Source organism: Sulfurospirillum sp. MES (assembly GCF_000789415.1).
Lineage (GTDB): Bacteria > Campylobacterota > Campylobacteria > Campylobacterales > Sulfurospirillaceae > Sulfurospirillum > Sulfurospirillum cavolei.
Window position 1 is genome coordinate 42426 of sequence record NZ_JSEC01000006.1, and the last position, 26279, is coordinate 68704.

Below are 26279 nucleotides of genomic sequence, written 5' to 3' on the forward strand. Positions count from 1 at the left end.
TTTAACTCCTCCTTGGCTACCATATATGAATGACACCTATTGAAAAGATTCGACTCTTAAAGCTCTTGTACCAATACCGTGCCATGGGCTTTGAGTATTTTCAAGAATACCGACCTTTAGCGTCCGTGCCCTCCTTGCCTCAAACGCTTGAAGAGCTTAAGCGCGACGTGGCGCATTGCCATTTATGCGCACTTTCCAAAAGCCGAAAAAACGTCGTTTTCGGAGCCGGAAATTTGAGGGCGAAAGTGATGTTCATCGGGGATAATCCCGGAGCGAACGAAGATGAAACGGGCTTGCTCTACGCGGGAAAAAGCGGTGAGTTGCTTGCCAAAATGATCGAAAACGTTTTACTCGTTCCCAAAGAAGAGGTTTACGTGACGACGATTTTAAAGTGCAAAACGCCGCAAAATCGCGTTCCGACGCCGGAAGAAGTGGCATGTTGCAAACCCTACGTGATGCAACAAATTCAAACGATTAAGCCTCAGATCATCGTGGCTTTAGGCTCGACCGCCTTTCACCATTTAACGGGCGAATACGACACGCCGATCGATCGCGTGCGAGGCTCCGTGCTAAATTTCGGAGAAGCGAAACTTGTTGCGACGTTTCATCCGAGCTTTTTATTGCGAAATCCCAGTGCCAAGAAAGAGGTTTTCGCCGATTTGTTAAAAATAAGGAGTATGTTATGAGATTTTGGACAACCGTAGTGATTCTCGTAGCTTTTTTAACCGGTTGTACGACGACCCAGTCGACGCCCCAACCCTATAAACCCTCAACCTACAACGTAGCGTCCGCCCAAAAAGGCAACCAAAAAAGCACCGTAACCTATCCCGGTTCGGAAGGTGCCGCACCGACGATTACCGGCAAAGTAATCCAACAACAACAACAACCCAAAGCGACCCCGCAACAAGAATCCGCGACGCCTTACGCCGAAACGACGATCAGCTCGACGACCTTGGCCATGGCAACGCCAACACCTTCTACCGGCGTTGAAGCGACTCCGACGACGCCGACGCAACCGGAAGCTTCCGAGGAAAAAGAAGGCACGCTTAGCGTCGCATCGCCGATGCCAAAACCTTTAAACGACGATAGTACGATGATTAAAGTTGCCGTTTTAATTCCGCAAAAAACCATCAAAAAATACGCGATTTCAACCGTCAATTCCGTCATGTCGTATCTGTTGTATAAAAACTACTATTTCGATTTGAACGTCTTTAATTCCGGAGACGAAAGAGAAGCTTCGATCGTTCAAGCGTTGAACGAGATCAAAGCGGGCGGTTACCGCTATATTATCGCGCCGGTAACGAACGAGGGGGCGATCGTCATCGCTAACAACGTTCGCGATACCTTGGTTTTCATCCCGACGCTCAATAAATCCGCCGTATCGATCACCAACGCCAATATCGTCTTCGGCGGTATCGATTACGACAAACAAATCGCGCTTCTTGCCGAAAAAGCCAACGAAAAAGTGGGGACTTTTGAAGACGGAAGTGCGCTTAGTTCACAACTCAATACGCTTGTTAGACAACACAACAGCCGTGTTTTTTACGAGAAACGCGTCGAAAACTCCAAAGCCAATTTTAAAGGAATGTTTAAAGGAAACGGCTCTTTAAACAACGCTTCGTTTTACCTCAATACGCCGATCGTCACGTCAAGCTTGATCGCATCGCAATTACGCGCAAACGACATTCAAGCTTACGCCCTGCTTTCATCGCAAATCAATTACAACCCCTTATTGCTCACGTTGACGCAATACGAAGATCGTAACCGCCTCTACATCGCCAACTCGATTCAGCGCGCGCCGAGCGGACTTGAAGAGATCAACGCAATGTTTGGGCATGACATCGTGTACGATTGGGTCAACTATTCGACATCTATCGGAGCGGATTTCGTCTGCTCCAACTTTTTTGAAGGACGCGTGGCTCGCGCGTTTAAAGAACCGATGATCGATAATCAAGTGGCGTATCACACATCGCTTTATCAAGCCGGACGTAACGAATTTATTCGTGTTACGCCTTGAGGCTTAGGAAAAACGCTTTCGTATCCTCATCGATACGAGAGGGTTTTCCTTCTTTGACGTACGCCAACGTCGCAACCATCCTGAACAACACCGCTTCTTCTTTGTATATCGTTTGCTTTAAGACCAACGATGCATTTTTCAATTCGACCAATTCGCTTTTCACTTCGATAAGATCGCCGAGCTTCGCGGATTTGAGATAATCGGCTTCCAAATGTTTCACGACGAAATGACCGCCGTTTACCGCCGGACTCATACCCCGTTCGTAAAAAAGATCACTACGCGCACGTTCGCACAACGTGAGATAATTTGCATGATAGACAACGCCTCCGGCATCGGTATCGTCGTAATAAATCCGTGTCTTCATCGCTCATAAACCTTTGTGGTAAAAATCGCTTTGTCACAGGCTTTTTGCATCAGCCCTTCAACTTCAACAAAGTCTATTATACAAAATGCACTCTTTTACGCCACTGTAAAGTGATAATGACATGTCAAAAGAAATCGAGGCATGCCGTCTCTTACATGCCTCGTTACAACATCGTTGGGCAGGAGGGTGAATGAGCCAAGAAGCCGCTCCTTGCACATCACATGTTAAAAAAGATCGGCGTTTTCGTCTATCCATTTAAAATACTCGATAATATCTTTGATCTCTTGATCGTTCATATTTTGGTTCGGCATTTTAAGATTGAAAAATTCGATCAGCTTTTTCATATAAGGCTCTTGAAATTTGCTCTCGGGATTTTTGACATATTCGGCAACCCATTGTTCTGCATTTTTGTGACGTTTTAACACGCCCGTTACGTCAGGTCCCGAACTCACTCTCCCGACGACATGGCATCCCGAACAGCCGCCTTCTTTAAAAGCACCCTCGCCCCGTTTTGCGGCGGCAGATTTGGGAGAAGCCAAGGTGTTGACCAAGAGATCTTTCGCTCTAATCGCCGAGTCCGCGGTTTTAATGATGTACTGCCATGCCATATTCTCAAAAAGAATCGCATTTTCCAAATTATTTTCCTTGAATGCTTTTGCCGCTTTCTCTTTCTCCGGAAGAATCTTCGCATATTGGTCTTTTGCGTCTTCGAGCAAGTTATTTACGGTCGGATATTTTGAAGCTTGGTTCTCTTTTAAAAACGCAAACAGAGCATCGACGACGCGTTGAGTCGCTTCGTTATTCGCCGTAATTTTTTGATACTCTTCTTGCAGTTCCGCCGGAGAAAGATTTTTGATTTTGGATTTTTGGCTCCAATCATACTCTTTTTTCGGATCTTTGACTAAAAAATACCCCATCATTTCCAGATGCAACGCCGAACAAAATTCCGTACAATAGTAAGGGAAAACGCCTTCGATGTCGGCAATAAAATCGATCTGCGCCGTTTCGCCCGGTTCGACGGAGACGTGAATATCGTGATGGTCGATCGTAAAGCCGTGTGTTTCGTCTTCGGCACGTTCGACGTTGGTAATATACATCGTAATTTTATCCCCTTTGTTGACGGTAATATGCTCTGGGTTGATATGCGAACGTACCATCGTCGCATAAACATACACATGATCTCCTTTACGAACGATATGCTCTTCTCCCGCAAGCGTTTTACCGATATGCGGCTGATTTGTTTTCGGGTTCGTTCCCATAGGGTATCTGACTTCGGGGTGTATTTTACTGGCGCGAATGGATGCGGCTTGATGCGGCTCGCCTAAAGGTATCGGCAAGTCGTATAAGAGTTCCATTTTCTTATCGCCGATGTCGATGAGCTGATTATTTTGTGGATGCAACGGCCCTACCGGTAAAAATCTATCGATCGCCAATTTATTTAAAGCAATCAGATATTTTCCTTGCGGATCGGCGGATTTGCCCTCCATCGCTTCGAGGTGACCGACATTGTAATGAATATTGACCCTATCGTATATCTTCAAGTTTTTATAGTCCCATTTGACGATTTGAGAGTCGACGTATAGCGAGCTGTACACAATACCGTCTTCTTTTCCGAAGCTGTTATGAAGATGCCCCAATCCTAATTCCAGTTGACCGTGTAGTGATTTCTTTAAATCAAGGATCGGTATGCCGTACGCATCTTTACCGACGAACTCTTTAGCGTCTATTTGTTGAAGAATTTTTTTAAAGTCATAGACAGACGCATGCGTATCGAGCTTTCCGGAAACGATAATGTATTGACCGTCTGGGTTCACGTCGACGCCGTGCGGAGATTTATTTTCGGGAATTAAAAAAAGCGCATTGTTTTTGACCGCTATATCGATCGGAATGACTTTGTGATTATTAATGATTTTAACGTTTTTTGCATCTTTAGCAAGCTCTGCCAATTTTTTCCAGTTATAGACATGTAAATAATCCGTATCGTTTCGACTGCATCCGGCTTCAAAAGGAGGAAGCCCTTTTTCGATGCCTCCCGTATAAAGTTCGGAATTATAAGAATTGGTAAATCCCCACCCTTCCGAAATACCTTTTCCGGCATCAGTCAAGTCTTGCATGTACGGAGGCAGTTCCAGAGTAAACGATTGTTCGGGTAAAATTCTTCCTTTTTCTTTGTTAAATTTCCAAAATGTCACGCCTCCTCGATACGTGTCTTGATACGCTTCCATCGGATAATAATCGTTTGTTAAAGGTGCGGCATACTGGCACGATTCGAGAATATATTCGGTATTGGGCGTTACGAATGCACCGCCGTGATCCGATTTAAAAAGAGGGTTAACGACAATTTGCGAAGTTTCGAAATACTTCAAGTTAATCACGGCGATTCGCGCATTGGCTTTATCGTTGATAAAAAGGTATTGCCCGTCATACACGCCGTTGGTTTCGGAAAGTGCGGGATGGTGCGTATCGCCCCAATTAATTTCACGACCTCGGATATTGCCTTCGCGTAAAATTTCTTTTGAATCCGTATCAAAACCGTATCCTTGCCACGGCTCGGGAGTAAAAACGCTGATATATTTCAATATCCGCATCGAAGGTACTCCGTAAACCAACACTTGTCCCGATTGTCCGCCGCTGGCAAACACGTAGTATTCATCATGCTTACCGCTCGGCTGATAAACTTTTAACGCCGCAATCGCGTCTTGTTCGGAGAGCCCGCGTTGTTGCATCACGTCTTGAAATTTAGATTGTGCCTCCATAGATTGTGTGAAAAACAACCACACTGCTATCACGCTATACATCAGCCATACATACTTTTTCATCACTTCTCCTTTCTCATAAGCCCGACTTATCTGGCTTCAAACCGACTAATCTCGTCGATAACGCTTTGTATCTCTTCTTTTGACATGTGATCCAGCACGGCAATGTGCATCTCTTCTTGGTGTTGCTTATAGTCCAATAACGTTTGCATCATCGCGTCTTGTTTTAGCCCAAGCAGTTTTGTTCCCATCGCCCCTTCGCCGTTAACGCCGTGGCAGGGAGCACAATTGCTTTTATAGAGTTGGCTGACTTTAAACTTTCCAAGAGAACCTGCTCGATTTTCTAGAGCTTTGACTTTGAGTGCTTGTTTATTTTGTTCGGCTTCTCTTTCTTTTTCGATCGCTTCTTGCGTCTTCACGGAGGGGGTTTGAACGATGACTTCCGTTACGGGTTGGGGTTTCGTCGTACCGACGATAGCGGAAATTTTTGCCAACGTATTGACGTTCATATCCGTCATTAACGTATAAAATCCTGCCGATAGGGCGGCTATCACTACCCATGCTGCCCAAAAATGGCGAAGAAGCGTCGCTTTGCGTTCGACGTGATATTTGCATGCTTTGACTTTGAGTATCCAAGCCGTTAAAGACAATGCGCTAATAAACGCCAATGCCCAAAAACCGATAACGGGATAGGCATGTGTCGTAAATTGAGCAACTTTTCCGTCTCCAAGCAGTATAGGCATAAACGGTTTTATCGTAATCGCACCGCTTTGAAGCGTATGCCCGAACCAATAAAGCCAATACCCGTAAATTCCCATAAACAAAAAAGGCAAGAGTACGGGAATCGCCATCAAAAAATCAATCCATTTATAATCGTAAATCATAAATAAGGCAAGCAACAGCGCCAGCATAATCAAAGCGTAAGGAGCAAGCGCACGTTCGTAAATGCCGCCTCTTTCCATATGCGCCATACCGACATAGTGGTTAATCGTATTCATCTCGTGTACCTCGCCGCTGAGTCCATCAAAATGAATAAAGACGGGTAGCCCGTAAGGGAAAGCTTCTTTGGGATAGTTCGGGGCTTCAAGCGAAAATTTCCATACCGGCATGGACGGGACACCGATCTCTTCGGATATCTCTATCATTTTTTTAAGATCGCCTCGTACTTTTTGGGGTGTATTGATACTGATATACCGATCTTTTTGATAAAAATTCCACAGCGGGTAGACGTAAGCGGGAATCTCTCCGACTTTACCGTCTTTGATACGCTCCAACGTTCCGTGAAAGCCTACCGAAGGAACGACAAATCCGTACATTAAAACGATCAAAGCCAATCCCGCCAATATTTTTGATAGCCAATACGCTACTTTCATAATGAGCTCCTTTTGACTTATTATAAAAATTTTTTTAATTTTATTTCTTAATTTTATACCTTTGGCGGTCTCTTTTCGGTCGCTCGTAAGAAAAATATGCCAAAATTATTTTTTTGAGTGATGGGTCTCTTAAGTTGGGCAAATAAAAGTAAGGAAAAATTCGTATTTTTTCACGCACAAAAGGTGCTATAACGCAAGGATAAGCAGAAGAATGACCGCGCTACAAAGGAAGACTTTTTCAATACCATACGATGAAGAGCGTCTAACATCGCATGGTATTGAAGCAAACGATCGGCTATGACGCGTTTAAGCGTTAAAGCAAATCGTCGATGTCGGCTTGTCCCTCTTCGATTTGGGCTAAAAGCTCTTTTTCTCTTTTAGAATCGCGCGTGACGACGCCCAGTTTGGATTGAATTTTTTGGATCCACTCTTCTTTTTCGCGGTACTCGAGATTGCTGGTTTTGACCGTATCGAGCAGTTTTCGAAGCTCTTGCGGCGATTTTTCGTCTAAGTTAATCGTAGGCATACGAAATCCTTTAAAATGACATGTAAGCGAGAATTATAGCACGCATTGCATCTAAAACGGTTACCTTAGCTTCCGTCAAGAAAAAGCGTGTTAGAATCGCCTATATTCGATCGAAAAAACGATCGTTAGGAGAGTGACATGGTTACGCATCGATTTCAAAACAAAGCCGCCTTCGCACTTACCATTGGTTTACTAGGCGCATGCCTCTTTTGGAGCGGATGTGCAACGCATCCCGATACGCCACCGCTTCCAAGCGTTGCTTCGGTCGATTTGGAACGCTACGCGGGAAAATGGATCGAAATAGCACGCTATGAAAACCGTTTTGAAAAAGGGTGCGTCGGAGCGACCGCCCAGTACCGCGTAGAAGCCGCTAGCGTATCGGTACTCAATCAATGTTACGATGCGAATGGCGAACGCATCGGCGAAGCTAAAGGAGAAGCAAAAATGGTAGAAGGGAGCAATAACAGTCGCCTAAAAGTGAGCTTTTTTTGGCCTTTTTACGGTGATTATTGGATCGTTATGCTCGATAAAGAGTATCGCTATAGCGTCGTGGGCGAGCCTACAAGACGCTATTTGTGGATACTCTCTCGAACCGCGACGCTTTCCTCGCACGATAAGCAAACGATTTTGGCGTATCTGCCGACGATCGGTTACGATCCCGATCAACTTTATTGGACGAAACCGATCGATTTAGCGCAATCGGTTGTTGACAAATCGCACGCTCAAGAAAACCAAAATCGATAAAATGATCATCACGCCGGCAACCGGAGCGGAATAACTGAGTCCAAAACTCGTAAAACGATCGTAAATCAAAACGGGCGCGGTCATCGGATGGTAAACCAAAATCACCACGGCACCGAACTCTCCGAGTCCTCTCCCCCACATCATCAAACAGCCGTTAACAATGTCTTTTTTCGCATTGGGCAGAGAAATTGCAAAAAAGACTTTCAGAGGCGTTGCCCCAAGCGTGCGTGCAACTTTTTCGAGCTTAACGTCCACTTTTTTAAATCCCTCTTTGGCTCCGTTAATCAAAAACGTGGAAGAGAGGAACATCATCGCGATCATAATACCCGTTTCCGTACCGATAAAATGAATCCCCAAAGCGTTGAAAAAATCGCCCCATAAACCGCTTCCAAATGCCACAAGCAACGCAATTCCCGCCGCGGTATGCGGAATCATAATCGGAATATCAATCAAGGTTTCTAAAAACGAACGCCCGAAAAAAGTGTGTCGCGCGATCAGATACGCCAAAGGCAGTCCGGTGAACAGCGCAAAGAGAGTCGAGAAAAAAGAGACTTTCATCGTCAGCCATACCGAAGCCGCGACATCGGCTTCTTGAATCGTCTTTAAAAGCGTTTTAACGTCGTTTCCGATCAGCATCTTAAACAAAGGAACGGTTAAAAACAGCAACATCACAAGCCCTAACAGTGCTAAGAACGTCGTAAACCAGTAGCGTCTCATAAGTAACACACATCCTTTCGATTAAATCCGATATAAATCGCTTCTCCCCGATGAATCGAACACCCTTCGTGTTCGCGTTTGATGATTTTGACGAAAAATTGCTCTTCTCCGACCGTAATAAACAATTTAAAATGATCCACGATGCCCATGCATTCGTCCAACGTTCCGCTAAAACGATAATCACATGTCAACGTATCTTCTTTGGAAACCATAATGTCGTTCGGATCGATCGAAAAAAGTTTGCTCGCGTCTTCATCGATAAGTGTCGTCGAAAAAATATTTTTAAAGCCTAAAAATTCGGCAACTTTTAACGAGCTCGGATGAGAAAGCACTTCGTTGGCGGAGCCGACTTGTTGGACGCATCCGTCCATTACGATAGCGATACGATCCGCCAAATAGGACGCTTCTCGAAAATTGTGCGTGACATGTAGCGTGGTTAAGCCGTAACGACGATGCACGTCTTTGAGAAATTTCATAATGGCATTTCGAAACGTCGGGTCGATCGCGCTGAGCGGTTCGTCTAGCAGTAAGATTTTGGGGCGCGCATAGATCGCTCTGGCAATGGCGATACGTTGTTTTTCGCCGCCGGAGAGATTGTCGATGCGACGTTCCAGCAATTTTTCCAATCCTAAAAATTCAACCAAATCTTCAAACAAGCTCTCGGCGTCTTCGATCGTCTTATAACGTCCGGCAAAACGGATATTTTCACGTACGCTTAAATTGGGGAAAAGCGCAAAGTCTTGGTAGACAAATCCGATCGAACGCTCTTCGGGAACTTTGTGCATGATCTCTTCGTTATTAAAAATTAACTTGCCGCCGACTTGGTGTAAGCCGGCAATCGATTCTAAAATAACCGTTTTACCCGCACCCGAATGCCCCAAAATCACAAAGTATTCGCCCTCGCCGACGTCGAAGCTAATGTCTTTTAAATCGAACGCCCCTACTTTACATGTAAGGGCTTGCAAGGAGAGATAACTCATTTTTTTCCTAAAATAGAGGCATCGCCCGTAATAATCGGCGGATTCATCGCATCTTGACCGTTTTTCTTCATGATCGCCTGTCCCTCAGGACTCAAAATAAAGTTGACAAATGCCACCGCACCCGCTTTATTGGCAGGAGATTTAGCATTTTCAAAAATACTCAAACCGTACACCATCGGCGCACCGACTTGCTTCTCGACTTCGCCAGGTTTTTTACCGTCGATATTAAACGATACTTCGGAATAGACGTTATCGTATTTAGCGCTTTTGAGCGAAATAGCTTCTGGGAGCGTAACGTATTTGAGGTGATGTTGATCGGCTACGGATTTATAAATAAACAAATAGTCGTATTGCCCTGCTTCCAAAAGACCTAAAAGATCGGTCTCTTTCGGTCGAACGACGACTTTTTTAGGGTTTTCTTCTCCGACTTCGTAATGGTCGCCGTAATTAAAAAGCGCTTGATACAAACCGGGTTTGACATAGTATTTTTCCGCCAACATCGTTACCAACATCGAGCGATAGCCGCATGGATCGAGATTTGGGTTTGAATGTCCCACGACAACACCCTCTTTCATAAAAATATCCGTCCAGTTCTTATCGTTAATCTCTTTGGCAAATTTTGATTTGTCGGTATAGGCTAAAACCATTTCGTTGGTCGCAAACTGCGCGTTAAATTTGGCATTATTAGGGATTAGCATCGCATCGATCACTTGATAGTCGGCACTGCCCATAACGTCCGCCGCACGTCCAAGATCGGTTACTTTACGCGCTGCGGCGATACTGCCGCTGGGTTCTCTTTGCACGTCATACTGCGGGTATTTTTCTTCAAACACTTTTTCGATCTCCGCAAACGGCACCGAAAGGCTTCCGGCATGTAAAACGACGATAGGCTCTTTTGCCAACAAAAACGACGCCGCTAAGGCACTGAGTAACCATATTTTTTTCATATACAACTCCTTTTAAAATATGTATTTTTTGCATAATCACACTGCGCGAGGGGCTTCAAATGAAGCGCGCGCTCACACGAGGCGTATCGGAAAATCTTACCCTATTTGTATAGCGACAAAATAGCCGATACTGTTTTAATCTTTAAATTCTTTTTTATTTCTCGGTCTTAAGAATAACTCTTTAAAGCGTTCGTTTGCATAATTTTCGATGTCCGCTTGGAGTTTGCGGTAGTTGTCCATATACTCTTTGGCAACGAGGGTGAGTTTCGTACCCGCGTCTTCTCCGCCGCCTTGTTTGGTTTCAACCATCACGTCGTTAATGTTTTTCTGTAAAATCTTAATATGCGTCCATGCTTTTTTATAGTTCATACCGATTTTTTCGGATGCCTTGGCGATAGAGCCTTCTTGCTCGATCAACTCTAAAATTTCGGTTTTCCCTTTGCCGAAAAGCAATTCGCCCTCGGCGTTTTCAATCCACGTTTTGGTTTTAACGTAAAGCCTCGGACGTCTTTTCTCGGTAAAACATCCCAAAGAACAATACGTCACGTCGATATTTTTTTCCTTGAGCGTTCCTCGAATTTTTTTCAACCCGATACCCGAAGCCTGCGCGCGTGCGGCCTGACATGTCACGCGATTTTTATCGTCTAAAAGCGGCGTCAAGCGATTGAGTGCTTCGACGTCGAATACGCCGCCTTCAATCTTACCGAACTGTCCGAGTTCGCAACGATCGATACGTATTTCAAGAGCTTTGGCGGCATCGCCGACTTCGCGGATCGGACATTTTAACTTGGCGGCGATTTTATACGCATCGGAGCAATCGAGCTTCCCGTGTTCGTTCAAATACTGTCGAATCAACGCTTCCATTTCATTCATGCTTATGCCTCCTCCATCACGATACGATGAGCATGGCGGTAAACGTTCATCGTATCGCCGCGTACAAAACCGATTAAGGTAAGTCCGAATTTTTCGGCGATCATCAAACCTAAACAGGTCGATGCGGTACGTGACGCTAAAATAGGAATTTGATGCATGACCGCTTTTGCCACCATTTCCGAAGAGAGTCTGCCGCTAACCATTAAAAAAGCATTGCGCGTATCCACACCCGCCATCACGGCTTTACCGACGACTTTATCGATCGTGTTGTGCTGGGCGATGTCTTCGCCGATAAAATAGGTCTTTTCATCGGTAAAAAGTTTTGCCGTATGCACGCAACCCGTTTGCTCGTACAACGGACATTCGGTATAAAATCGGCTCATTTCGTAACTCAATTTTTGAGCACTCAGGCAAAAATCGCTTTTGATCACTTTCGCTTCGATGGCTTTGGGATCGATATTGGCGGTCATACTCTTACCGCATCCGCTAATGACCACGCCTTCGGCGTTGAGCTTGTGAATGTTTGCTTCATTGACTTTAGCCTCGATACGAACTTGCATACCGTCGTTTAGGAGCTTGAGCGAAAGGACGTCGCTAAATTTTTCGATAATGTTTTCACTCATCAAATAACCGATTGCCAACGCTTCTTGATCGACGGGTGTTGCCATCAACGCACCCACGCGCTTTTCATTGACGAAAAGTTCCAGTTTAATTTCGCGTACCAGCGTATCGTCTCGCTCAAAGACCTCTTTGCCTTTAATTTTAGTAATTTTGGTTGAAAAAATCGGTTCCATATTCGTTCCTTCGTTATGCGTTTAGCGCATATTTATCGTCAAAAAAAGTGTAGCGTACGAAGCTTAATCGTACGCTACATGACACGCTATTTTTTAGAACTTACCCTGATTTTTGAGCTTTTTATACCACGTGCTGTGGAGGATTTTCACTTCCTCTTCTTCCACGTAACCCGTGATAATACTTTGCACCGCACCTTTAATGGCAAACATTGACATGTAAACATGCGTGATGAAGAGCGCAACGACCGCAAAACCCATAACGTTATGGATAATCGCGGCGGCACGTAACATGTCGATTTGACTCATGCCCGTTAGATTATGGAGCATTTCCATTTTAAAGTCAAGAAAAAACATAAACGCACCGCTTAAAATCATCGTAATACCGCCAAGGATTGCTACCCAATACCACATCTTTTGACCCGCGTTAAATTTTCCCGCAAGGATCGGTTTTTTCTCTTTGGAGAGATACCCTCCTAGGATCATAAACCATTTAACGTCATCAAGGTTAAAAAGAGCTTCTTTGAGCCACATCAATGCCATCGGAATGACGACGATCGTAAAAGGAACCGTAAAGAGTCCGTGTAAATTTTTACAAAATCTAACAAACATTCCTCCGCCGAAGAAGTCGCCGAAAACGATCACGAATCCCGTCGGGACGATCACGATAAAGCTAATCGCCGCGATTTGGTGGATTATACGGTTATACAGATTAAAGGCGTAGTATTTCTTTTCACTGTGCGGAAACACTTTAGGCCCTATAATCTTATAATGCAGGAAAAAAGCTCCCGGTACGCCGATTAAGATGCCTAAGAATATCCATGCAAAGTAGTGATGTTGGAGCATGGTAAACAAGGGGCCTAATTTCAAGCTCTCTTCTTGTCCGTATCCTAAGATATTTTGTATGCGCATCTCACCCCATATTTGGCTATCGACGGCAAATGCCGCCGATGCCAACGCTAGGGTCGCAATGAACATGTAAAGGTATTTTTTCATTGCGGCTCCTTTCATTGGTTTTTATACGCCTTATCCCATACCAACGGATTGCTTGCGCCTTTTGCGCGGGAGGAGACACGGGTTCGGATAATGGCAGACACCGATTCGGAGTCTCCGACCAAAAGTGCTTTGGTAGAACACATCGCCGCGCATACGGGTACTTTTCCCTCAGCGATTCTATTTTGACCGTAAAGATGTCGCTCTTTTTCGGAGTTTGTCTCTAAAGGTCCTCCGGCACACATGGTACATTTATCCATCGCTCCTTTAGCCCCGAAAATCCCTTCACGCGGAAATTGCGGTGCGCCGAAAGGACATGCGTACAAGCAGTAGCCGCAACCGATACATTTTTCTTTATCGTGTAAAACGATGCCGTCTTCACGAATGTAGAAACAATCGACCGGACAGACTTGCTCACACGGTGCGTCGGTACAGTGCATGCAGGCAATCGACGTGGAAAACTCTTTTCCGGGGATGCCTTCATTGATCGTAATCACTTTTCGTCTTGCGATCCCTACGGGCAGCTCATGCGCTTCCGCGCACGCTACCGAACATCCGTCGCACTCGATACATCGGTGCTCATCACAGTAAAATTTCATTCTTGCGTATTCCATCATCCACCCCCTACGCTTTCTCTATGCGGCACAAGCCGCCTTTAGTCTCAGGAATCTGAGTGATGATGTCGTAACCGTAGTTGGTAACGGTGTTAACACTCTCACCGCTTGCATACGGTTTCGTTCCTGCCGGGAAATTGCCCGTTCGATCCGTACCTTGAAAGTAACCCGCAAAGTGAAACGGCATAAAGACCATATCCGGAAGCACGCTGTACGAATACTTCGCTTTGACTTTAATCTTCGTACCCTCCGGAGAGTGTACCCACATCATCGTTCCATTTTTAATGCCGTGTTTCAACGCTAAATCCGGATGGATATGGCAAAACATCTCAGGCGTTAACGCTGCAATATACTTCGACGCACGGTTTTCGATACCCGCACCGTTCATGGTTACCAAACGTCCCGTGACCATATTGATCGGGAACTCTTTCGCGTAGTCTTGCGCGCTTTGGACGGAGATATACTTCGTCATAACGCGGAAGTGGTTCGCTTTGTCCGGATAAGCCGGATATTTGGCGACTAAGTCGGTACGCGGAGAGTGTAGAGGCTCTCGGTGCATCGGAATGTGATCCGGGAAGTTCCAGACGATCGCTCTGGCTTTAGCATTACCGTAAGGGCAAACGCCCGCTTCAAGACATTTTTGAACCAAAATACCGCTGTTATCGACTTTCCAGTTTGCACCGCATGCCGCTTTTTCTTCTTCGCTTAGCGTAATACCGAGCACTTTTTCGATATTTTCTTTCGTGATTTCAGGGTATCCCGTTTCGATTTTAGAACCTTTCGGGAAAGAGCCTTTCTCAGCCAAGAGGTTTACGCCGTCTTTCTCCAAACCGAAGTTGTTTCGAAAGCCCATACCGCCCTCGGATACGGGAATACTTGTATCGTAAAGGTTTGGAGAACCGCCGTGCGTTTTCGTCCAACACGGCCATGGAAGTCCGTAAAATTCGCCTTTCATCGGTCCCATTCCCGCACCCGTTACTTCATCGAACATATGCCAGTTGTCGGTATGCTTTTTCACGCGCTCCGCCGTCCAGCCTGTTAAGCCGATGGTTTTGATGATACGTGCGATTTCGTTGGTCGCATCTTCCGGCCACGTAAAGTTCGTTTTACCCGAAATCGTCTCAAGTTTTCCGTCTTTCGTCTCTTGCATCAACATACCTTTGGTATATTGCTCATAAAAACCTAAACGCTTGGCGAGTTCAAACATAATCTCTTGATCGGGCTTGCTCTCATACATCGGCTCGACGACTTTGTATCGCCATTGCGCACTTCGGTTGGTTGCAACGACTAAGCCGCTCGTTTCAAATTGCGTTGCCGCAGGAAGAATAAAGACATTGTCTTTTTTGTCGGTCAAAATTGCCGCTTCATTCACGAACGGATCGGCAAGTACGAGCATATCGAGGTTGTCAAGACCCTCTTTGATTTTGGCTTGTTGCGCAACGGAGGTAATACCGTTTCCGAAAACCAAAAGTGCTTTCAGCGGTGTTCCCGCATTTTCGATTTTTTCGTCGGATTTAACGTTTTGCACGCCCGCCCACCATCGTGCGAGTGAAAAACCGTTTTTCTCCATCCACGACGCATCTTTAAACTGCTTAACGAGATAATCGTAATCGACACCCCACGACTTGGCAAAATATTTCCATGAACCTGCCGCCAAACCGTAATATCCCGGAAGCGAATCGGCAAGACAACCCATATCGGTTGCGCCTTGAACGTTATCGTGACCTCGAAGAATGTTCGTACCGCCGCCGGCACGTCCCATATTTCCGAGTGCTAACTGAAGAATCGGAGCCATACGGGTATTGGACGTTCCGATTGTATGTTGCGTCAATCCCATCGCCCAAATCAACGTTCCTGGACGATTTTTAGCATAAAGCGTCGTAATTTGAATCAACGTATCCGCAGGAACGCCCGTAACGTCGGCAACGACTTCCGGCGTCCATTTTGCCGCTTCTTCTCTGATTTTATCCATGCCGAAAACACGTGCATCGACGTATTCTTTATCGTCCCAACCGTTTTTGAAAATAATGTTCAACATACCGTACATAAACGGAATATCCGTACCGGGACGAATTTGTGCGTAAAGATCCGCTTTCGCCGCCGTTTTAGTAAAACGAGGATCAATAACGATCAGTTTAGAGTTGTTTAACTCCTGCGCTTTTAAAAAGTGTTGAAAACCGACAGGGTGGTTGACCGCAGGGTTTGCACCGAAAATGATAATGGCCTTTGACTTTTGAATATCTCCAAGAGAATTCGTCATCGCACCGTATCCAAATGTATTCGCCACACCGGCGACTGTGGAAGAGTGTCAGATTCTTGCTTGGTGATCGGTATTGTTCGTGCCGAAAAATGCCGCAAACTTTCTAAAATAATAGGCTTGCTCGTTACTCATTTTCGCCGAGCCTAAAAACTGAACCGCATCAGGACCGTCTTTACTTTTAAGCTCTTTAAGTTTGCTTGCAATGCGATTTAGCGCATCGTCCCAACTTAAGCGTTTCCATTGGCCGTTTTCTTTGACCATCGGATATTTCAAACGGACTTCCGATCTGACCATATCGATCATATCGGCACCTTTACAGCAGTGTCCGCCGAGGCTAATCGGGTGATCTTGAGCAACTTCTTGACGCACCCATACGCCGTTTTGAACTTCTGCGATTACGCCGCATCCTACCGAACAGGACGTACAGATCGTTTTTACTTTTTTACTTCCCGGAAACGGATTTTTGACTTCTTCTTCCGTTGCCGCTCTGGTGACGTTTTCTCCGGCGAAGCTTGAAGTCGCGCCAAATGTACCGGCAATTGCCGCCATTTTGAGGAAACTTCTTCTACCGACGGTCGTACTTAGAGCACGTTGCGTCTCACTCTTCATTACGCTATCCTCCTGTCTTAATGGGCAGATTTATAATAATCTTCCCATGCTTGTGTTTTTTTGTACGTCACTTCTTTTTTCTTTGAGTGACCTACAATAACGCCGTTTGTACCTTTTGAAGCGGAAGAACTTGCTTGCAGCGTTGCAATACCGAGCGTGCTAACGGCACCGGCAAGTGCGGCTTTTTTCACAAAACCGCGTCGACTCTCGTTCATAGAATACCTCCTTTGGTGGGGTTCATCTCTTTGACATGTTAAACGTTACATGTAAGAGATTGCTCAAAAAAACCGACGTTTTCTTGAGCAATCCCTTCAGGATCGCTAAGCGTGAGACGTGAGTTTTTTTGCTGCCTTGTCCGCATCGCGTTTGGCTTTGTTTTCCGCCCTTCGTCTTGCTTCGGCACCCGAAACGACTTCTAGAGGTTGCGCTCTGGCAACGCGGTTTTTCTCGCGAAACGGCGGTTGCGCCACTTCGAAGTAAAGACGCTCAAAAGCGATAAACGCATTCATCACGATTGCTACGGCTTTATAGGCTCGTGCTTTAGGATGTTCGTAAACGTTCACGATAAATTCGTCGATAAAAGGATTGATAATTTCCGTAAAGAGGCAATGCGCCAAGGTGTCGTATTCACGTTGGTTTGAGAGAATAAGCTCGATAATATCGTGCATAAACGTCAAAATAAATCCAACGCTATCTTCGTTTTCTTTGAAGTGTTTTTCATCGCGTCTAATACGCGTTTTGGCTAAAAAGTTTTTAACTTCGAGTTGTTTGCGACCGCTCTCCAAGCCTTCGTCATAATACGAAGCCGTATTGCGAACAACGCGATACGAAGGGTTGTGAAAAATATCGTCGTACTCTTGAATCAACACGCCTTCGCCCTCTTCAAGGTAGAGTTGTTTGAGCTCTTTTAAGGCCTCGGCGGAATTTTCATCCAAGGGATTAGCAATCATCACGTTGATCGCTTCTAAAATGCCTTTAAAACGATTTTTATCGATCGTAAAAACAAACATTTTACTCAAAAAGCCGTAATAGAGCGAACGTGCTTGATTAACCGATGCTTTGTTTATCATCTTTTTGTTCTCCATTTCTTAAAGTCAACAAAACTAGACCGATTTAGTCCGAATTAGTCAACGACGATCGTAAAGTCCGAAAACAAGGGAAAGCACGGAATCTTGGTGGAAACATTGCCCTTTTTTTACGGTGCGTTATACCATTTCAGTAAACAACCGTTTACCGATTTTGAGAAAATGTACCACAGATTTGCTTAGGTGAAAAATGGAGAAAAAAGAGTAGTATCAAAACTTAAATATTACTTAAATATGCAATTTAAGCATATTACTTTGAGAGTTTTTGCGGATGAAAAAGTATAGTTTACAAAAGGTTAAATTTTCCTGAATAGCTCTTGGATTTTTCCTAAATAACAGATTTTTTGACCTTCGGTTCGTGTTAGGTCGCGAGGCTTAAAAGAGCACCGTCTCGTACTCTTTCAAGTCCATAAAAAGCGTTTGATCTAAATGCGGACGATGGAGCAAGAGTTTCACGACTTCCGCACTTTGCAATGCTGCCGCACATGCAACGGTAAAAGCAAGATTTCCCAACAGCGTTTCCGCACCTTTGCCCTCTGTCGGATAGAGTTCTTCCAAACATCGGTTGGTCGAACACTCTAACGTCATACCCGCAATAGCGGCGTGCACAAAAGACATATGACGTTCATACGTCCATCGCGCCAACACTTTTTTAAACGTCGGGTCGTCCAAAGCGTCAACCGTCACATGGATTGTCTCTAGAAGGGCACTATGGTGATCTAACGAAAAAAATTCGGGGTACGCGCTGACATGTAAAGAGGGATTGATCTGCATTAACCGTTCGGCGAGCACTTGAGCTTTATTTTTTCCGAGCGTTTGTACGGTTGCCCCGATTTGACGATTGAGGTTGTGTTCCTCAAAAACGTCACCGTCAAATAAGTGGATGTTTCCCACGCCGATACGCGTTAACAATTCGGCGACAAATCCGCCCAGCCCTCCGCATCCCACGATCAGAACGTTGGATTGAAGCAGCGTTAATTGTTCTTGCACGCACAGACTCTTAACGTTTCGTTTGTAACGAAGCGGCATTATACCCTCGTTCATGGCTACGATTTCGACATCGCGAAAACTCATACCGTACTCTTTTGCCGCTTTGAGCGTCATCGCCAAGGGTAAAAAACCCTCTTCTTGGTTCACATGTAAAAAATCTAAGAGTTCCATAGTTCTTCTTTGTAGAGTAATCATACGCGCCTTAAGCGTCCTTAATGCCTAACATCAGCCGATACGACCCCGGTGTGCCGGGCGGGAGTAAGGCAACGCGATCGTTATCCTTTAAGAGTGTCTCTTTAGGCATAACGACGCGATTGATAAAAACCGCTTCGACCTCTTCTGGTTTGAGTCCTAAGGTCGCGATGAGCGTATGCACGTCGCACGGCGGCGTAATTTCCATTGGTGCTTCAATAGGTTCAATACCTTGAAGGCGTAACGTATCGCGTAAAAAAGAGAAAGCATTCAAGATAATACGCATCATCCTCCGCCTATTTTAGGGAAAAGAGCGATTTCGTCCGCCTCACGTAAAACATACTCGGGCGATACGTGCCTGCCGTTAACCATCAATACGCCTAAAGGAGAAGTTTTTTCAAGCTCCAAAGAAGCAATGATCTTGGCGGCGGTTGTGCCGAGGGGGAAATCCCCCTCTTGCACTTTAAATCGTCCTTCTCGGTAATGCGCAAAGAGTTTAACGACGATGCGCATTAAAAATTCCAGAACGCGTCGATCTCTTCACCCGTAAAATCCCATGTAACGTTGTGAGGAGGCAAGGTCTCGTATTTCATAAATTCCGGTAAACGATCGTCCGCTTTACCGAATCCCGCTTTAATGTTAAACTCATGCTCTTTTTTGAGAATAGTTTTACCCAAATTCATCACGTCGTCGATCGTCAAAGAACAACCGAAACGTGCATTGATCATATCGATCAACGAAGGTAAACATTTAGCGTCATCAAGCGCGGCAAAAGCGACGAAGATACACATACCCGTGCTATCGACTGCCGCGGAAGCGATTTGGAGATTACGCGCAAGTTCGACTTGACCCTCTTTTTTAAGCGGATCGACATGTCCGCCGCTGTTAAGAATGTTGGTCGCAACCGCATAACCTGCCGTGTGATCCGCACCCATCGGCGTCGTCGCATACGTAATGCCTTGACCTTTAACCGCTCTTGGCTCGTACGCAGGAATACCTTGACCTTTAACGGTCGGAACTCTCACCAACCCGTATGCTTTACCTAAAATATGCGTTCCCGCACCCAAGATTCTTCCCAGAGGCGTTCCTGTAGGGATTTCATGTGAAAGCAATTCGTACGCTCTTGCGCCGTCGCCGTAAGCAAGGATTCCCGCATCGACGGCAAGACCCAACATGACGGACGTTTCAATCGAATCAACACCCAAATCGTCCATCAAACCGTCCATTTTGGCGATTAAGTCTAAGTCTTGAATACCTAAGTGCGCACCCAAAGCCCAGATGGTCTCATACTCAAAACCCGACGTTAAATAATTGCCGTCTTTATCGTTATAGACTTGAGAACATTGAATAACGCAGCCTGCATGACAACCGTGGGTCGTTTTTCCGCCTCTGGCTTTGATGTTTTCCGCCATCGTCTCGCCGCAGATTTTCTCGGCATGTTCCCACGTTCCGGCCCTAAAGTTACGCGTCGGAAGTCCGCCCGCTTCATTAAGAATATTGACAAGAACGTTGGTACCGAATGCCGGTAAGCCTTGTCCGCTGATCGGATTTTCTTGCAAGGCTTTGGTGAAGATTTTACTCGCTTCTTTGAATTTTTCAGGATTCTCGATCGTCACTTCTTTATAGTTTTCCGCATCGACGGTGATACATTTGATCTTTTTAGAACCCATAACCGCACCCAATCCGCCGCGTCCGTGGCTTCTAAGCTTTCCGCCGGGATCTTTGACGGAAATATTGGCGATGTTCATACGCATCTCACCGATACGTCCGATGCTCATAACGGCTACTTTTTTATCGTATTTAGCCGCCATCGCATCCAACACGGCGTAGTTATCCAAACCGACGAGTTCTGGGACGGGAATAAATTCGACACAATCTTTGGTAACATGTAATTGATAAAAAGTCCCTTCATCTTTGGGCAAGCCTTCGATAATCAAGGCTTTGACGCCGAGTTTTGCCATAATAGCCGCACTCGTACCGCCGACGTTGGATTCTTTGATACCTCCGGTTAAAGGGCTTTTCGCACCACAGGAGTTACGACCGCTATTGGAAGCACTCGTACCGGAAAGCAAGCCGGGAGCAAAAACCAGTTTGTTATTGGGTCCTAGAGGATGACACTCGGGATCGACCTCTTCGGCAACAATCGTTGAAGTAAGACCGCGTCCGCCTAATCCCATCCATGATGCGGGAACCTCTTCAATCTTAAAACTAAGATTTGACATGTTAACTCTGTAAATTTTATCAGCCATAAAATACTCCTTTTGGTTGGTTGTTTACCCCATAATATAGAAAGTGTATAGCACCAAAATAGCAAAGTCAACAAAAATTATTAAAACAAAAATATGCTTTTTTAGCATATTTTTTTTTACACATTTTTGGAAACGCAATAACAAACTTTCGACTGACATTTAAGATTCATTGAGGCATTTTTTCGTTCGTTTTTCCATAGCAAGCACCAACACCATCCCCCTCTTTTCCCCTTTTTTCGCGTTATCATTTTAAGGCTTCTTTCATCCCTCCTTGAAAGAAGCCTTGTTCAAAATAAGCGAAGGAACAACCATGAATTTTCTTTTAAAAAGCCTTTTGGCTGCTAGCGTCGGATTTGTCGTGTTGCATGCGGATTTTTTGGAAACGCAAAGTGCCCAAGCGCTTAAAGAAAAGAAGTTGATTTTGTTGAACATCGAGAGTGAAAATTGTCCGTATTGCCAAAAAATGAAAAAAGAGATTTTTAACGATGCCCTCTATCGCAAGCAAATCGATCAACGTTTTATTTTTGTCTCCAAAAATCTCAACGATCCAAGCTTGCCTCCCGTTTTTCGCGTACAAAGCGTTCCGGCGAATGCGATTTTAGAACCCGCTTCCAAAGAAATCGTCGATGCATATACCGGCTATATCGAACCTAAAACGTTTATGGGTATTTTAGACGAGGCGTACAAAGCAAAAATGAAATAAAAGCGTTTTAGAGCTTATTTTCGACCAACAAACGGCGAACGATAGGATTCCATAACGTCTCTCCGCGAATCGCACACGTATACATTTCATCAAAATAGTGATCGGCTAAAGCGTAAATTTGAAATTCGTAAGCCCCAAAACCGTATCCCATCGGCGTCACTTCGATACGCGAATACCATGCATTGCGTGCGGGCACGTAACGCTCGGTATCTTGGGCATAGACAAAAAGCGTTAGTTCGTCCTTCTCTTCTTGACGTTCCAGCCATAAAAATAAGCTTCCGATGTCGTTAAAAAAGTAGGTGTCGCCGTTAGGTCTGATCGCTTGCGCGGTGTTGAAATATTCCGTAATCGCAACCCTATCTTGAGAGCAAAAATAGCGGTTAAACACGATTTCCAAAGGCTCTTTCGCCTGATTTCCTTTGACCACGTATATTTTTTGCTCGCCCATATCGACCGCGCTGATTAACGTAAAAGCGATGCAGGCAAACACGATCAGGCTTATCAACGATTTCATCATAGGAAAACTCCGGTCATCACGTAGTAACGTACCACGTAAAACGTACACACCGCCGTCATTAGACTCAAATAAAACGTCGAAAACTTCAAGAGTCTCAGGTGAGGTTTTTTTGTCATCAACTCAATCAAAAACGGCATCGTTCCAAAAAAGATTCCCAAAAAAAGTGCACCCCAAATCACGTAACCGATATAGTAATACTCTTTTTGCAACATACAGTACGGACACTTGTGATTGGGCATCTCATAAACGTAAAGCCCAAAAAAATAAGTAATCGCGTAATAAGCGACGAACAAAAAAAGCACGTTGCAGATAAAACTTGCCATCGCGTTTTTCAAAACGTTCAAAACCGCGATCGCAACAAAAAGGCCGTAAAACAAGCTGACCAAAAACTCTTGCGTGTACCCAAAAGGCAGTTTGGGAGCTTGAAAGACGACCGAACAACAAAAAACCGGAACGTTTAAGGGGATGTCTCCAAAATAGGCGATTTCCAAGAAAAACTCCACTGCGACGCCGACAAACAAAAACGTATAGAGCCAATATTTGCGCCTCAAATACGGAAAATCCGCCGCAGCTAAATCCAGTTTGTTGACGATCAACCAAAGCCCGAAACCGAAAATCAGCCATAACTTTACCAACAATAAAAGATTGCCGTATACGTTCGCGCCCACGACGCCCGCCGAGCACATCGCACCGGGGACGACGCCGGAGAGTGAATTTAACGACTGAACGAAAAAGAGAAAAAGAATGATTTTCGTCGCGACCGTAAAGTATAAAATCGTATTGATTAGGTAGTTTTTCTTCTCCAAACGATACTGAAGCGCGCTGCTCGCTTCAAAATCCCAGTAGCGCAAAATGACGACGATATTGGCTTGTGCGATGCTCATCAACGCCAACAAAATAACCTCTATCAGTAAAAAAACGACGATTTCATGCGATAAAAAGATACTCATGAAACTATTTCTCCGTCTTTCATACGAATGCATCGATCGATCACGTCCGATTCTTCGAACAAAACGTCGTGCGTTGCGATCAGCACCGTTTTGCCCATTGCTTTAAACGTTTTTAAGATCTCGATGAACATCAAGCTGTTGTGCGTGTCCAAATTGGCGGTCGGTTCGTCCGCTAAAATAATAGGAGGGTCCATCACAAGGGCTCGCGCGATAGCGCAACGCTGCTTTTCGCCGCCGCTCAAATCCGAAACTTTTTGCTTTTTTTTATGCGCAATATTGGCGATTTGAAGGGCTCGGTCTATTTTTTCCTCCCTTTGCGAAGCACTCCATTCGCTTAACATCAAAGGTGCCATCACGTTTTGGTACACGTTTAACCCGTTTAAAAGATTGAACGATTGAAAGATAAAACCGACACGCCCGTGACGGTAAAGAGACGCAAGTCGATCGGGAAGTTTCGCGATGGCTTCGCCCTCGACGATGATGTCGCCGGAACTGGGTTTGCTTAAGCCTCCGATCAACGATAAAAGCGTACTTTTACCGCTTCCGCTGACTCCTTTTAAGATCACGATCTCCCCTGCTTCGATCTCAAAAGAGATCTGCTTCAAAGCATAAAAAGCGTTTTCTTTGGTTGAATTGTAAATTTTATCGACGTTGGATACCCTAATCTGTTTCATCGTACCGCCTCGCTCATATCGGCAATGGCGATTTTCCACGAAGGAATAATCACGAAAGCTAGAAAAGGAATGACGCTAAAGACAAAAAGCAAAAAGAGCAGATTCAAATCCACGATCGGGGTAAACTCAACGCTACGCCCCAATTGCGAGCCTAAAAAAATCGCTCGAAGCAAAGGAGCTTGGAAAATAAAAACGTACATGTAAGCTATCCAGACGCCGAGTAAAAAGGCACTTAAGGCGACGACGGTATTTTGGATAAACTTCAACGCGATAATATCTTTAATGGCGTATCCGATACTGCGCAAGATAGCGATCTCTTTTTTCTTTTCGCCGTACGCAAGGCTGATCTGGTTTTTGAGCAAAATCAAAAACGCGACCATACAGACCCAATACAAAATCATAAAAATCCCGCCCTTATAATAAAAAAGATGACGATAGCTAGCTTGAATGTCTTCTTTGGACGTTGCTTTAACGGTGGGAAGAAGCTGAACGATTTTCAGCGTAATGTCCCCCACTTCGTTGGGATTGGGAACCGTGACCAAAAGCTTGGAATATTCGTCGACCTTAAAGCCCAAAATCGCCCTAACGTTTGCCGGATGCATAAAAATCACGTCGTTAGAGAGAACATTTGTCTGCTTCGACTCCGTTTTGAGCATTTTGAGCGTGATTTTTCCTTCCGTCGAAAAGAAGTTAAACGCATCGTCGTAGTGCCACGCTTTCATCGCTTCTTTGACGCCCTCTCCGACACTCATTTCGCGTAGCGAAAGGCTCGAATCGGCGATCAAGTGAAACCAAACGCGTTGTTGCGAAAAGTAGTAGTACCCCTCGACGTCTCCCTCAACGGCACTGACTCCCGCAAGATCGGCGATGCTTTCTCTGTCCTCTTCGTTGAGTTTGAACGCACGTCCGGCTAAAGTGTTTTCCACGACGATATCAGGACCAAATTTCGCCGCATCGACCAAATCAGAACGAATCGCGTCAGAGACGAACAGTACCGCACTCAATAACGAAACGATAAACGTAAAAATAGTAAAACTAAACAGATGATCGGCGCGATCTTTGAAGAGTAAAATAACGGCATATTCGATCAAGTTTTTACGGAACATACGCAAACTCCTTATACCCCGTCTCTTTAAAGCAAAAAGAGGGCTCGACGTATTTCATGCGAAGCGCACTCTCTTCGATCTTCTTTTCTTTTCCCCGATGATCGAAACTGACATAATGTATCAGCACGACCGCATAGGCAAGCGCGAAAAAAAGTGTCGTCAAGCGCAAAGTTTTCATAGGCTTTTGAGCGTCTTTTCGTCGATGTCGCTAAAGCTTAACACGCGTTTTCCGTTATGATCTTTCATAAAAGCACTCGCTTCGTTTTCGTTCGCAAACGGGATCAACTCCGAACCCATCGGTCCGTAAACATTCGCTCCGATCACGAAAAAAGCCTTTCGAGCGTCGATTTTTTTCAACTTATAATAATCGCTCACGTAGATTTTCTCGAAATTCTTTTTTTGCGCGAAGAGATACTTCATCATATCTTTAACGCCGTCGAAATAGATGTTTTTCTCCGAAGTTTCGATCATCGCCGCCCATTGAGGGTATTTGGCGACGAACATACCGCATACGGGACATTTGGCGTCTTTGGGAACGACGATTTTCTCTTCGCTTTGTGCGGCGACGACGTTTTTATGATCCCACAAATAAAGCGCGACCGCTTGGTACTGGCCTTCGGATTCGAGTCGGCATGATTTGGCAAGCGAAACTTTTAATTCGGCAATCGTTGCGAAGCGATTGGCATCGATCGTTTCGCAAGCGTTTTGGTACAGTTTTTCACCCGTACCGTAAACGTTTTGCTCGCGTTTTGCCTTAATCATCGCCGTATCTTTGGGAAAATCTTCTTGCGCAACGGCATACGCTTCTTCAAATTTCACAATACGACCGCCGTTTTCACTTTGAAAGGCTTTTGCGTCTTCTTCACTCGCAAAAGCGTATTGGCTGTTCATCGTCATTGTTCCGGGTTTGGAACTGCCCACAACGATAAACGCTTGGAACGCATCGATCAATCCAAGGTTTTTCGTATCGGCGACTTTAACGTCTTTTTGAGGAATCACCCCTTTGGTCGCTTCGACCAAACAGTGAATCGAACAGTATTGATGCTCTTCATAAACGTAACTCGTTTTATAAAATTTCACCAAATCCATACCGCAATTGGGGCAATAACGCTTTGCGTCGCCCTTTTGAACCAAGGTCGCCTTTTCTTCCGGAACGCTTTGGAACATATCCATCGCCCACACAAAGGTCAAACATGTGATAAGAAACACGGCAATACGTTTTAACATTTTTTCTCCTTAACCATTGATA

28 protein-coding genes are annotated in these 26279 nt (G+C 45.1%); 4 read left to right on the plus strand and 24 right to left on the minus strand.

Annotation, left to right across the window (positions count from 1 at the left end; genetic code table 11):
• The first annotated feature begins 29 nt into the window (after nucleotides 1-29).
• Together OA34_RS09345 and OA34_RS09350 are read left to right on the plus strand one after the other, a co-directional pair.
• The gene (locus OA34_RS09345; RefSeq protein ID WP_039674685.1) at nucleotides 30-686 is read left to right on the plus strand and encodes a uracil-DNA glycosylase; all 657 of its coding nucleotides are present in this window, start codon (nucleotides 30-32) and stop codon (nucleotides 684-686) included.
• Nucleotides 683-2017: a hypothetical protein gene (locus tag OA34_RS09350; protein WP_039674687.1), complete on the plus strand. Its 1335-nt coding sequence runs from the start codon at nucleotides 683-685 to the stop codon at nucleotides 2015-2017. Before OA34_RS09345 ends, OA34_RS09350 begins: the two co-directional genes overlap by 4 nt.
• Here OA34_RS09350 and OA34_RS09355 read toward each other — a convergent pair.
• The 4 genes from OA34_RS09355 to OA34_RS09370 all read right to left on the minus strand — a co-directional run bounded on the left by OA34_RS09355 (nucleotide 2007) and on the right by OA34_RS09370 (nucleotide 7036).
• Nucleotides 2007-2381, minus strand: a complete 375-nt coding sequence (locus OA34_RS09355; protein ID WP_039674689.1) for a YbgC/FadM family acyl-CoA thioesterase — start codon at nucleotides 2379-2381, stop codon at nucleotides 2007-2009. The genes OA34_RS09350 and OA34_RS09355 overlap by 11 nt on opposite strands.
• Before the next feature lie 224 nt (nucleotides 2382-2605).
• Nucleotides 2606-5200, minus strand: coding sequence for a Sec-dependent nitrous-oxide reductase (gene nosZ / locus OA34_RS09360; protein WP_502685205.1), 2595 nt, complete (start codon nucleotides 5198-5200; stop codon nucleotides 2606-2608).
• A 26-nt stretch (nucleotides 5201-5226) separates the two neighbouring features.
• Nucleotides 5227-6510, minus strand: a complete 1284-nt coding sequence (locus tag OA34_RS13895; RefSeq protein WP_353681562.1) for a c-type cytochrome — start codon at nucleotides 6508-6510, stop codon at nucleotides 5227-5229.
• A gap of 313 nt (nucleotides 6511-6823) precedes the next feature.
• Nucleotides 6824-7036 carry a hypothetical protein gene (locus tag OA34_RS09370; RefSeq protein ID WP_039674690.1) on the minus strand — a complete coding sequence of 71 codons (213 nt, stop codon included), beginning with the start codon at nucleotides 7034-7036 and terminating at the stop codon, nucleotides 6824-6826.
• Between the two features lie 138 nt (nucleotides 7037-7174).
• Here OA34_RS09370 and OA34_RS09375 point away from each other — a divergent pair, with 138 nt between their 5' ends.
• Complete coding sequence (locus tag OA34_RS09375; RefSeq protein ID WP_286682960.1) at nucleotides 7175-7780, plus strand: lipocalin family protein; 606 nt, start codon at nucleotides 7175-7177, stop codon at nucleotides 7778-7780.
• On the opposite strand, the gene OA34_RS09380 is transcribed toward OA34_RS09375, so the two are convergent.
• The 14 genes from OA34_RS09380 to OA34_RS09450 form a co-directional block, all read right to left on the minus strand.
• Nucleotides 7727-8497 carry an ABC transporter permease gene (locus OA34_RS09380; protein WP_039674691.1) on the minus strand — a complete coding sequence of 257 codons (771 nt, stop codon included), beginning with the start codon at nucleotides 8495-8497 and terminating at the stop codon, nucleotides 7727-7729. The two genes, OA34_RS09375 and OA34_RS09380, sit on opposite strands and share 54 nt — an antisense overlap.
• Nucleotides 8494-9477: an ABC transporter ATP-binding protein gene (locus tag OA34_RS09385; RefSeq protein WP_039674692.1), complete on the minus strand. Its 984-nt coding sequence runs from the start codon at nucleotides 9475-9477 to the stop codon at nucleotides 8494-8496. Before OA34_RS09385 ends, OA34_RS09380 begins: the two co-directional genes overlap by 4 nt.
• Complete coding sequence (wtpA, locus tag OA34_RS09390) at nucleotides 9474-10424, minus strand: tungstate ABC transporter substrate-binding protein WtpA (protein WP_039674693.1); 951 nt, start codon at nucleotides 10422-10424, stop codon at nucleotides 9474-9476. Before wtpA ends, OA34_RS09385 begins: the two co-directional genes overlap by 4 nt.
• 135 nt (nucleotides 10425-10559) lie before the next feature.
• On the minus strand, nucleotides 10560-11297 hold the full coding sequence (locus tag OA34_RS09395; RefSeq protein ID WP_039674694.1) for a winged helix-turn-helix domain-containing protein: 738 nt from the start codon (nucleotides 11295-11297) through the stop codon (nucleotides 10560-10562).
• A gap of 2 nt (nucleotides 11298-11299) precedes the next feature.
• Nucleotides 11300-12091, minus strand: coding sequence for a formate dehydrogenase accessory sulfurtransferase FdhD (gene fdhD, locus OA34_RS09400; protein ID WP_039674695.1), 792 nt, complete (start codon nucleotides 12089-12091; stop codon nucleotides 11300-11302).
• Between the two features lie 93 nt (nucleotides 12092-12184).
• On the minus strand, nucleotides 12185-13084 hold the full coding sequence (locus OA34_RS09405) for a formate dehydrogenase subunit gamma (RefSeq protein WP_039674696.1): 900 nt from the start codon (nucleotides 13082-13084) through the stop codon (nucleotides 12185-12187).
• 11 nt (nucleotides 13085-13095) lie between these two features.
• Nucleotides 13096-13698: a formate dehydrogenase FDH3 subunit beta gene (fdh3B, locus tag OA34_RS09410; protein WP_173636960.1), complete on the minus strand. Its 603-nt coding sequence runs from the start codon at nucleotides 13696-13698 to the stop codon at nucleotides 13096-13098.
• 7 nt (nucleotides 13699-13705) lie between these two features.
• Entirely contained in the window at nucleotides 13706-16564 is a 2859-nt protein-coding gene (locus OA34_RS09415; protein WP_286682961.1) for a formate dehydrogenase subunit alpha, read from the minus strand.
• A gap of 17 nt (nucleotides 16565-16581) precedes the next feature.
• Complete coding sequence (locus tag OA34_RS09425; protein WP_039674699.1) at nucleotides 16582-16779, minus strand: twin-arginine translocation signal domain-containing protein; 198 nt, start codon at nucleotides 16777-16779, stop codon at nucleotides 16582-16584.
• Between the two features lie 105 nt (nucleotides 16780-16884).
• Nucleotides 16885-17634, minus strand: coding sequence for a TorD/DmsD family molecular chaperone (locus OA34_RS09430; RefSeq protein WP_286682962.1), 750 nt, complete (start codon nucleotides 17632-17634; stop codon nucleotides 16885-16887).
• Nucleotides 17635-18024: 390 nt separating this feature from the next.
• A complete protein-coding gene (locus OA34_RS09435) occupies nucleotides 18025-18810 on the minus strand; it encodes a HesA/MoeB/ThiF family protein (RefSeq protein WP_039674701.1) in 786 nt (261 codons plus the stop codon).
• Between the two features lie 31 nt (nucleotides 18811-18841).
• The gene (locus OA34_RS09440; protein WP_039674702.1) at nucleotides 18842-19120 is read right to left on the minus strand and encodes a MoaD/ThiS family protein; all 279 of its coding nucleotides are present in this window, start codon (nucleotides 19118-19120) and stop codon (nucleotides 18842-18844) included.
• On the minus strand, nucleotides 19117-19344 hold the full coding sequence (locus tag OA34_RS09445) for a MoaD/ThiS family protein (RefSeq protein ID WP_039674704.1): 228 nt from the start codon (nucleotides 19342-19344) through the stop codon (nucleotides 19117-19119). The genes OA34_RS09440 and OA34_RS09445 overlap by 4 nt, the downstream gene beginning before the upstream one ends.
• Complete coding sequence (locus tag OA34_RS09450; RefSeq protein WP_039674706.1) at nucleotides 19344-21080, minus strand: aldehyde ferredoxin oxidoreductase C-terminal domain-containing protein; 1737 nt, start codon at nucleotides 21078-21080, stop codon at nucleotides 19344-19346. The genes OA34_RS09445 and OA34_RS09450 overlap by 1 nt, the downstream gene beginning before the upstream one ends.
• A gap of 310 nt (nucleotides 21081-21390) precedes the next feature.
• On the opposite strand from OA34_RS09450, the gene OA34_RS09455 reads away from it, so the two are divergent.
• A complete protein-coding gene (locus OA34_RS09455) occupies nucleotides 21391-21783 on the plus strand; it encodes a thioredoxin fold domain-containing protein (RefSeq protein WP_039674708.1) in 393 nt (130 codons plus the stop codon).
• Between the two features lie 7 nt (nucleotides 21784-21790).
• On the opposite strand, the gene OA34_RS09460 is transcribed toward OA34_RS09455, so the two are convergent.
• Genes OA34_RS09460 through OA34_RS09485 form a run of 6 tightly spaced genes read right to left on the minus strand, consistent with a single transcriptional unit; the run spans nucleotide 21791 to nucleotide 26257 of the window.
• Complete coding sequence (locus OA34_RS09460; protein WP_286682963.1) at nucleotides 21791-22297, minus strand: hypothetical protein; 507 nt, start codon at nucleotides 22295-22297, stop codon at nucleotides 21791-21793.
• Nucleotides 22297-23250: a hypothetical protein gene (locus tag OA34_RS09465; RefSeq protein WP_039674712.1), complete on the minus strand. Its 954-nt coding sequence runs from the start codon at nucleotides 23248-23250 to the stop codon at nucleotides 22297-22299. Before OA34_RS09465 ends, OA34_RS09460 begins: the two co-directional genes overlap by 1 nt.
• Nucleotides 23247-23924: an ABC transporter ATP-binding protein gene (locus tag OA34_RS09470; protein WP_039674713.1), complete on the minus strand. Its 678-nt coding sequence runs from the start codon at nucleotides 23922-23924 to the stop codon at nucleotides 23247-23249. Before OA34_RS09470 ends, OA34_RS09465 begins: the two co-directional genes overlap by 4 nt.
• On the minus strand, nucleotides 23921-25030 hold the full coding sequence (locus tag OA34_RS09475) for an ABC transporter permease (protein ID WP_039674715.1): 1110 nt from the start codon (nucleotides 25028-25030) through the stop codon (nucleotides 23921-23923). The genes OA34_RS09470 and OA34_RS09475 overlap by 4 nt, the downstream gene beginning before the upstream one ends.
• Nucleotides 25020-25208: a hypothetical protein gene (locus tag OA34_RS09480; RefSeq protein WP_039674717.1), complete on the minus strand. Its 189-nt coding sequence runs from the start codon at nucleotides 25206-25208 to the stop codon at nucleotides 25020-25022. Before OA34_RS09480 ends, OA34_RS09475 begins: the two co-directional genes overlap by 11 nt.
• Nucleotides 25205-26257, minus strand: a complete 1053-nt coding sequence (locus OA34_RS09485) for a nitrous oxide reductase accessory protein NosL (protein WP_039674720.1) — start codon at nucleotides 26255-26257, stop codon at nucleotides 25205-25207. Before OA34_RS09485 ends, OA34_RS09480 begins: the two co-directional genes overlap by 4 nt.
• Between the last annotated feature and the right edge of the window lie 22 nt (nucleotides 26258-26279).